Raw genomic sequence first — 7,782 nt, 5'->3', positions numbered from 1 at the left:
CGGGAATCGTTCTGTCGCATCAGCCTGCAACACCTCCTTGGCGGACTTGTCGGGCGGAGTGACACATCGAAGGCGCGCGAAACCTTGTAGGAGCCAGCTTGCTGGCGAATCGCGAATGGCACATGTTCGCCAGCAAGCTGGCTCCTACAGAGAGAGTACCGGCTATCCGGCTGTCAACTCGCATCTCCCCCAGATTCCGCGATGAGCCTTTTTTTTTGCAAGGCTCCGGGACCATGCAGACAGCAGGAATCTGATGGTGGCAGGATAATTCTTACTAGCATTAATTATCACCTGAGAATAAGTCGCACCATCTGAAGTGACTCACAAAGGCAAAGCCTTGTTACAAGCCGCCTGTTTTCCCGATCACGGGCCATGTTTAGGCTTTGCACATGTGACACCGGGCCCCTCTGACGGCTGCCAGCCGCCATGTCGGAGTCACTGTTGACCAGTCAACTACGACAGTAAGGAGGGGCTCATGACAGCTCTATATGCTTTTCTCACCGCCGATTTCCTCGGCACCGCCACTTGGCTGTGGCTGGCTTTCCTCGGTATCGTCCTTGCCCTGCTGATTTTCGATCTCGGTGTGCTGCATCGTGACCAGCACGAAATCGAGATGCGCGAGAGCCTGCTGCTATACGGTGGCTACTTCAGCGTGGGTGTGCTTTTCGGTGTCTGGGTCTGGTTCGAGCTCGGCGCGCAAAGTGCCCTGGAGTTCTACACCGGCTTCCTGGTCGAACAGTCGCTGTCGATGGACAACGTGTTCGTCATGGCGATGATCTTTGGCTTCTTCGCCATCCCCCGCCGTTATCAGCACCGTGTGCTGTTCTGGGGGATCATCGGCGTGGTGGTGCTGCGCGCCATCATGATCGGCCTGGGCAGCGCCCTGGTGAAGGAGTTCGACTGGATCCTCTACGTCTTCGGTGCCTTCCTGCTGCTCACTGGCGTGAAGATGCTCTTTGCCCGCCAGGAGACTCACCCGGACCTGGCCAACAACCCCGTGCTGAAGTTCATCCGCCGCCATATCCGGGTCACGGATGACCTGCACGGCGCGCACTTCTTCGTGCGCCAGAAGCCTGCCGGGCAGAACAAGGCGCTGCTCTATGCCACCCCGCTGTTCCTGGCACTGGTGTTGATCGAACTGGCCGACCTGGTGTTCGCGGTGGACAGCGTCCCGGCAATTTTCGCCATCACCCAGGACCCATTCATCGTCTACACCTCCAACATCTTCGCCATCCTCGGCCTGCGTGCCCTGTATTTCGCACTGGCGGCATTGATGCACCGATTCGTCTATTTGAAGTACGCCCTGGCCTTGGTGCTGATCTTCATCGGCGGCAAGATTTTCCTGCACGGTTTCATTGGCAAGATTCCCCCGCTGCTATCGCTTGGCGTAACCTTCGGCCTCCTGGCGGGCGGTGTGTTGTTGTCCCTGTTCAAGACACGGGACCACCAGCCCGAGGCGACTAGAGAGTGAGGAACGATGAAAGAGGTGCGGATTGACGCCATCGAGAAGAATGGCCAGGTATTCTGGCAAGTGCGTCTGGGGCAGCGCGGCCTGACCTTCAGAGAAGAATTGGCCGCGCGCGCCTTTGCCGCGCAACTGCACTTGCGAATGGGGTGGTTGCGAAACCAGCTGGCAGAGCCGCCGAAGGGAGCTTGGTGACGGGCCGTGTCTAGGATGGTTAAGCGCCGGACTGCGATCGACGCGCATCGCTGCGCTCAACCCATCCTACGGTCTGGATGAGCCGCCGAATCCAATGTAGGGGCGGATTCATTCGCCAAGCTTGCCAAAGGGCCTGGGCGATATCGAGCGTCCCCGCCCTGCCCCTTCCCCCATGGCAGACAGTTAAAAAGCAAGGCCCGCATCAGCAGGCCTTGTTCCCTTCGTCGCGGTCGATCAGTGACCGCTGGTACGCAGCATCTCCTTCGACACGTACTTGCCAACCTCGTACTTGCCGATTGCTGCGCGGTGCACTTCGTCCGGGCCATCGGCCAGGCGCAAGGTGCGTTGCATGGCATACATGTACGCGAGCGGGAAGTCGTTGGAGACACCCGCACCACCGTGGATCTGGATGGCCCTGTCGATTACCCGCAGGGCGACGTTGGGGGCCACCACCTTGATCTGGGCGATCTCGCTCTTGGCTACCTTGTTGCCTGCGGTGTCCATCATGTACGCCGCCTTCAGGGTCAGCAGGCGAGCCATATCGATCTCCATCCGCGAGTCGGCGATCTTGTCGATGTTGCCACCCAGACGTGCCAGCGGCTTGCCGAACGCAGTGCGGCTCACGGCGCGTTTGCACATCAACTCCAGTGCGCGCTCGGCCATGCCGATGGAGCGCATGCAGTGGTGGATACGGCCTGGGCCGAGGCGACCCTGGGCAATCTCGAAACCACGGCCCTCGCCCAGCAGCACGTTCTCGTAAGGTACGCGGACGTTCTCGAACTCCACCTCGGCGTGGCCGTGGGGCGCGTCGTCATAACCGAACACCGGCAGCGGGCGCAGGACCTTCACCCCGGGGGTGTCGATCGGCACCAGGATCATCGAGTGCTGCTGGTGGCGCGGCGCATCCGGGTTGGACAGCCCCATGAAGATGAGAATCTTGCAGCGTGGGTCACAGGCGCCCGAGGTCCACCACTTGCGGCCGTTGATGACCCACTCGTCACCCTGGCGTACAGCGCGGGCTTCCATGTTGGTCGCGTCCGAGGAGGCTACGCCCGGCTCGGTCATAGCGAAGGCCGAGCGGATCTCGCCACGAAGCAGCGGCTCCAGCCATTGTTTCTTGTGTGCTTCGCTGCCGTAGCGCACCAGCACTTCCATGTTGCCGGTATCCGGCGCGGAGCAGTTGAATGGCTCCGGACCCAGCAAGGACCGACCCATGATCTCGGCCAGCGGTGCGTATTCCATGTTGGTGAGACCCGCGCCGTATTCCGACTCCGGCAGGAAGAGGTTCCACAAACCTTCAGCCTTGGCCTTGGCCTTGAGCTCTTCCATGATCGCGGTGGGCTGCCAGCGGTCGCCCTCGGCGACTTGCTGCTCGAACACCGGCTCGGCTGGGTAGACGTAGGCGTCCATGAATGCGGTGACGCGTTCACGCAGTTCCTGGACCTTCGGGGAATAGGCGAAATCCATGCGGGCTTACCTTCTGAAAATGATGTGGAACGACGGGGAGGTCTGGAAAGAATGCTAGAACAGGGCGTAAGATTTACCTAGCCTATTATCCGCATGTATGAACATTCATCACCGATATATGTCCCATCGATAAGAACAAGGTAAGGAGTACGCTCGGCATGAATCTGAACAAGGTAGACCTCAATCTCTTCATCGTCTTCGACGCCATTTACACCGAGGCCAACCTGACCCGCGCCGGGCAGATCGTCGGCATCACCCAGCCCGCTGTCTCCAACGCCCTCGCCCGCCTGCGGGAAACCTTCAACGATCCACTCTTCGTCCGCACCGCCCAGGGCATGGTGCCCACGCCCATGGCCCAGAACATCATCGGACCCGTGCGCAATGCCTTGCAGCTACTGCGCGTCTCGGTACAGGAAAGCCGCACCTTCAACCCGGCGCAGGCGAACAAGACCTACCGCATCAGCATGACCGACCTCACCGAAACGGTGATCCTGCCGCCGCTGTTCCAGCGCCTGCGACGTCTCGCCCCGACCGTGCAGATCGAAAGCTTCCTGGCCAAGCGACGGGAAACCACCAAGGAACTGGCCGCCGGCCGTCTCGATTTCGCAGTTGATGCCCCGCTTAACACTGACCCGCAAGTGCGCCACGTCAAGCTGATGGAAGATCGCTACGTCTGCGCCATGCGTCGCGGCCACCCGCTGGCCAAGGACAAGATCAGCCTGGAGGAATACCTTTCGCTGTCGCACATCCATATTTCCAGCCGGCGCAGTGGCCTCGGCTACATCGACCTGTCACTGGGCAAGATGGGCATCCAGCGCAAAGTGACACTGCGCTCGCAGCACTACCTGATGGCTTCCACCGTGCTGCACAGCACCGACATGGCGATCACCGTGCCGGAGCGTTTCGCCCGCCGCCAGGACCTCCACTATGTCGACCTGCCAGTGAACGACGTCCCCTCACTGGAGACCCACCTCTACTGGCACGAAAGCACCGACCAGGACCCGGCCAACCGCTGGATGCGCGAGCAGATCATCGAGATTTGCCAGCAGGTGACGGCGCAGGAGCAGAAAACAGAGCGCGGCTGAAGCCCCCTCGGGGCTGCTGCTTTTCCTGTGGGTGCGAATTCATTCGCAAAGGGCTGCGCCAGCAGCCCCCAGGAACTTGATCTGGCAGCCCAGCGGGCTACTTTGCGAATCAATGCGCACCCACAATGACTGCACGGGCTTGCGCGTTACTGCTTCCCAAACACCGGTTTGCGTTTCTCGATGAAAGCGCCCATGCCTTCCTTCTGGTCCGGTGTGGCGAAGACGGCCTGGAATAGCCGTCGCTCGAAGCGCAAGCCCTCGCCGAGGGAGCCTTCGTCGACGCGGTTTACGCATTCCTTGAGCAGCAGCACGGCCGTGCGCGACTGGGCAGCGATCTGACGGGCGCTCTGCATCGCTGCATCAAGCAGCTCCGGCAGCGGTACCACCCGCGCCACTACACCACACCGCTCGGCTTCAGCGGCATCCATGCTGCGCCCGGTCAGGATCATCTCCATGGCCTTGGCGCGTCCGGCAAGCCGGGTCAGGCGCTGGGTGCCACCGGAACCGGGAATCACCCCCAGTTTCACCTCCGGCAAGCCGAAGCGCGCGTTGTCGGCAGCGATGATGAAGTCGCACATCAACGCCAGTTCGAAGCCACCGCCGAGAGCATGCCCGGCAACCGCGGCGATGATCGGCTTGCGTCGCTCGGCTACGCGGTCCCAGCGGCCGAGAAAGTCGTCGAGGTAAGTGCCGGGGAAGCACAGCTCGGCCATTTCCTTGACATCGGCGCCCGCTGCAAAAGCCTTGGCCGAACCGGTGATGAGCACGCAGCCGATGTTGGCATCGCGCTCGAAGGCATCGAGTACCTGGTTGAGTTCATCGATCAGCGCGGTGTTGATGGCGTTCAGCGCTTCGGGGCGGTTCAGGGTGACCAGGCCAACGCCGTCGGCCTGGTCCACCAGCAGTGTTTCGTAAGGCATGGGGAACTCCTGGATGAAATTGGAGGCCGGACCTCTGGCCCGGTTGGCGAGTTTATTGGCGCTATCGGCGTTAGCTGTTGCCAGCGATCAACCATGGAACTGAGAGCCCGTAGGAGCGAGCTTGCTCGCGAAAAAGGTCCGGTTAGCGAGCAAGGACTCGGCGTCCCCCTCGCTCCTACAAGGGATGCATCCAGTTGCAACACATAACAGCGTCAGAGCCAATTCATTCGCCAAGGGCTGCAGCGCAGCGCCCACAAGGTCAAAGGTTGCGTGCAATCACCAGGCGCTGCACATCGCTGGTGCCTTCATAGATCTGGCACACGCGCACGTCGCGGTAGATCCGCTCCACTGGGAAGTCCTTCAAGTAGCCGTAACCGCCCAGGGTCTGGATGGCTGCCGAGCACACTTTCTCGGCCATCTCCGAGGCGAACAACTTGGCCATGGATGCCTCCGTCAGGCACGGCATGCCGGCTTCGCGCAGGGCGGCCGCGTGATGGACCATCTGCCGTGCCACGGCAATCTGGGTGGCCATGTCGGCGAGGCGGAAGGCCACCGCCTGGTGCTCGATGATCGGTTTGCCGAAGGTCTGCCGCTCATGAGCGTAGTCACGCGCCGCTTCGAACGCCGCACGGGCCATGCCCACCGACTGCGCGGCGATGCCGATGCGACCGCCCTCCAGGTTGGACAGTGCAATGCGATAGCCCTCACCTTCAGCGCCCAGGCGCAGGGAGGCCGGGATGCGCACCTCGTCCAGCTGGATCTGACAGGTATCCGAAGCATGCTGGCCGAGCTTGTCCTCCACCCGAACCACCTGGTAACCGGGAGTATCAGTAGGCACGATGAAGGCGCTGATGCCCTTCTTGCCAGCCTGCGGATCGGTGACGGCGAAGACGATTACCATGCCGGCGTGGCTACCGGAAGTGATGAACTGCTTGCTGCCATTCAGGACGTAGAAATCACCATCTCGACGCGCGCGGGTGCGCAGGTCGCTGGCGTCCGAGCCGGCCTGGGGCTCGGTGAGGGCAAAGGCGCCGAGCATCTCGCCTTCGGCCAGCGGGCGCAGGAAGCGCCGCTTCTGCTCGTCGCTGCCGAACTTGAGGATGGGCATGCAGCCCACCGAGTTGTGCACGCTCATGATGGTGGAGCAGGCACCGTCGCCGGCGGCGATCTCTTCCAGCGCCATGGCGTAGGCCAGGTGACCGGTTGCAGCGCCGCCCCACTCTTCCGGAACCAGCATCCCGAGAAAGCCCAGCTGGGCCATTTCGCGCAGGGCCTCGGCGGGGAAACGGTGTTCACGGTCCCAATCAGCAGCGAAAGGTCTCAGTCGTTCCTGGGCGAATTGCCGGGCGACGTCGCGGATCTGGATATCCTCTTCAGACGGAATCATCACACTCTCCTTCAGCTCATGCGCTCGATGGCCACGGCCGTAGCCTCGCCACCGCCGATACAGACCGCAGCCATGCCGCGTTTCAGGTCATGCTGCTGCAGCGCATTGAGCAGCGTCACCAGAATGCGTGCACCTGAGGCGCCGATCGGATGGCCCAGTGCGCAGGCGCCACCGTAGACGTTGAGGCGATCGTGGGAGATGTCCAGATCGCGCATGGCCACCATGGGCACCACGGCGAAGGCTTCGTTGATCTCGAACAGATCGACGTCATCCAGCGACCAGCCGGTGCGCGCCAGCAGGCGCTGGATTGAGCCCACCGGAGCAGTCGTAAAGAGGTTCGGCGCCTGGGCGTAGGACGCATGCCCGGCGATCCGCGCCAGCGGGGTCAGGCCGCGCTTTTCCGCTTCCGACAGGCGCATCAGCAGCAGCGAGGCGGCGCCATCGGAAATCGAACTGGCGTTGGCGGCTGTCACGGTGCCACCGTCGCGGAAGGCCGGCTTCAGCGTCGGGATCTTTTCCAGGCGCGCCTTGGGTGGCTGCTCATCGCTGGCAATCGTGCGCACATCGCGCCCGACCTTCGCCTCCACGGCAACGATCTCGGCATTGAAGTGCCCGTCGGCCATGGCCTTTTGCGCACGGGTCAGCGAGGCGATGGCGAAGGCGTCCTGTTGCTCACGGGTAAAGCCGTAGGCCTGGGCGCAATCCTCGGCAAAGGTGCCCATCAGGCGGCCTTTGTCGTAGGCGTCCTCCAGTCCGTCGAGGAACATGTGGTCGATCACCTTGCCGTGCCCCATGCGATAACCCGAGCGGGCGCGCTCCAGCAGGTAAGGCGCGTTCGACATGCTCTCCATGCCGCCCGCCAGCACCACGTCGGCGCTGCCGGTATGGAGCAGATCATGGGCGAGCATCACGGCCTTCATGCCGGAGCCGCACATCTTGTTCACCGTGGAGCAGACCACGCCTTGATCCAGCCCAGCCCCGAGCGCGGCCTGGCGAGCCGGCGCCTGGCCCTGGCCGGCTTGCAACACGCACCCCATGATCACTTCGTCCACGGCATCGGCTGCCAGTTTGGCGCGCTCCAGCGCTGCACGGTTGGCCGCAGCGCCCAACTGGGCCGCCGTGACATCCTTGAAGTCACCGAGGAAACCGCCCATGGGCGTACGCACGGCGCTGACGATTACGATCGGATCGGATTTCATGTTCATTTCTCGGTTCCTCGTTCGGTAGCCCGGACGAAATCCGGGTCGCCCTTGCGCTGCGATC

The 7,782-nt window shown here is 62.4% G+C and carries 7 protein-coding genes; 3 read left to right on the top strand and 4 right to left on the bottom strand.

Annotation, left to right across the window (positions count from 1 at the left end; genetic code table 11):
- Positions 1-475 precede the first annotated feature (475 nt).
- The gene (locus J7302_RS23065; protein WP_215380218.1) at positions 476-1,471 is read left to right on the top strand and encodes a TerC family protein; all 996 of its coding nucleotides are present in this window, start codon (positions 476-478) and stop codon (positions 1,469-1,471) included.
- 6 nt (positions 1,472-1,477) lie between these two features.
- Positions 1,478-1,660: a hypothetical protein gene (locus tag J7302_RS23060; protein ID WP_215380215.1), complete on the top strand. Its 183-nt coding sequence runs from the start codon at positions 1,478-1,480 to the stop codon at positions 1,658-1,660.
- A gap of 234 nt (positions 1,661-1,894) precedes the next feature.
- Here J7302_RS23060 and J7302_RS23055 read toward each other — a convergent pair whose 3' ends face one another.
- Positions 1,895-3,127 (bottom strand): acyl-CoA dehydrogenase, encoded by a 1,233-nt coding sequence (locus tag J7302_RS23055; RefSeq protein ID WP_215380210.1) that lies wholly within the window; start codon positions 3,125-3,127, stop codon positions 1,895-1,897.
- Positions 3,128-3,285: 158 nt separating this feature from the next.
- Between J7302_RS23055 and J7302_RS23050 the strand changes: the two genes are divergently transcribed.
- Positions 3,286-4,212 carry a LysR family transcriptional regulator gene (locus J7302_RS23050; protein ID WP_215380208.1) on the top strand — a complete coding sequence of 309 codons (927 nt, stop codon included), beginning with the start codon at positions 3,286-3,288 and terminating at the stop codon, positions 4,210-4,212.
- A gap of 146 nt (positions 4,213-4,358) precedes the next feature.
- On the opposite strand, the gene J7302_RS23045 is transcribed toward J7302_RS23050, so the two are convergent.
- From J7302_RS23045 to J7302_RS23035, 3 genes are all read right to left on the bottom strand, one after another.
- Positions 4,359-5,132 (bottom strand): enoyl-CoA hydratase-related protein, encoded by a 774-nt coding sequence (locus J7302_RS23045; protein ID WP_215380206.1) that lies wholly within the window; start codon positions 5,130-5,132, stop codon positions 4,359-4,361.
- A gap of 259 nt (positions 5,133-5,391) precedes the next feature.
- Positions 5,392-6,519, bottom strand: coding sequence for an acyl-CoA dehydrogenase family protein (locus J7302_RS23040; RefSeq protein ID WP_215380204.1), 1,128 nt, complete (start codon positions 6,517-6,519; stop codon positions 5,392-5,394).
- Between the two features lie 11 nt (positions 6,520-6,530).
- Complete coding sequence (locus J7302_RS23035) at positions 6,531-7,718, bottom strand: acetyl-CoA C-acyltransferase (protein ID WP_215380226.1); 1,188 nt, start codon at positions 7,716-7,718, stop codon at positions 6,531-6,533.
- Between the last annotated feature and the right edge of the window lie 64 nt (positions 7,719-7,782).

This window comes from Metapseudomonas boanensis, assembly GCF_018704125.1.
Lineage (GTDB): Bacteria > Pseudomonadota > Gammaproteobacteria > Pseudomonadales > Pseudomonadaceae > Metapseudomonas > Metapseudomonas boanensis.
The sequence above is the reverse complement of the archived record's forward strand: the minus strand, read 5'-3'. Positions and strand labels throughout refer to the sequence as shown.

Bases quoted from the DNA above. Each gene is read 5' to 3' on its own strand.
- J7302_RS23065 (WP_215380218.1), top strand. From the start codon at position 476: ATGACAGCTCTATATGCTTTTCTCACCGCCGATTTCCTCGGCACCGCC.
- J7302_RS23050 (WP_215380208.1), top strand. From the start codon at position 3,286: ATGAATCTGAACAAGGTAGACCTCAATCTCTTCATCGTCTTCGACGCC.
- J7302_RS23035 (WP_215380226.1), bottom strand. From the start codon at position 7,718: ATGAAATCCGATCCGATCGTAATCGTCAGCGCCGTGCGTACGCCCATG.
- J7302_RS23040 (WP_215380204.1), bottom strand. From the start codon at position 6,519: ATGATTCCGTCTGAAGAGGATATCCAGATCCGCGACGTCGCCCGGCAA.
- J7302_RS23060 (WP_215380215.1), top strand. From the start codon at position 1,478: ATGAAAGAGGTGCGGATTGACGCCATCGAGAAGAATGGCCAGGTATTC.
- J7302_RS23055 (WP_215380210.1), bottom strand. From the start codon at position 3,127: ATGGATTTCGCCTATTCCCCGAAGGTCCAGGAACTGCGTGAACGCGTC.
- J7302_RS23045 (WP_215380206.1), bottom strand. From the start codon at position 5,132: ATGCCTTACGAAACACTGCTGGTGGACCAGGCCGACGGCGTTGGCCTG.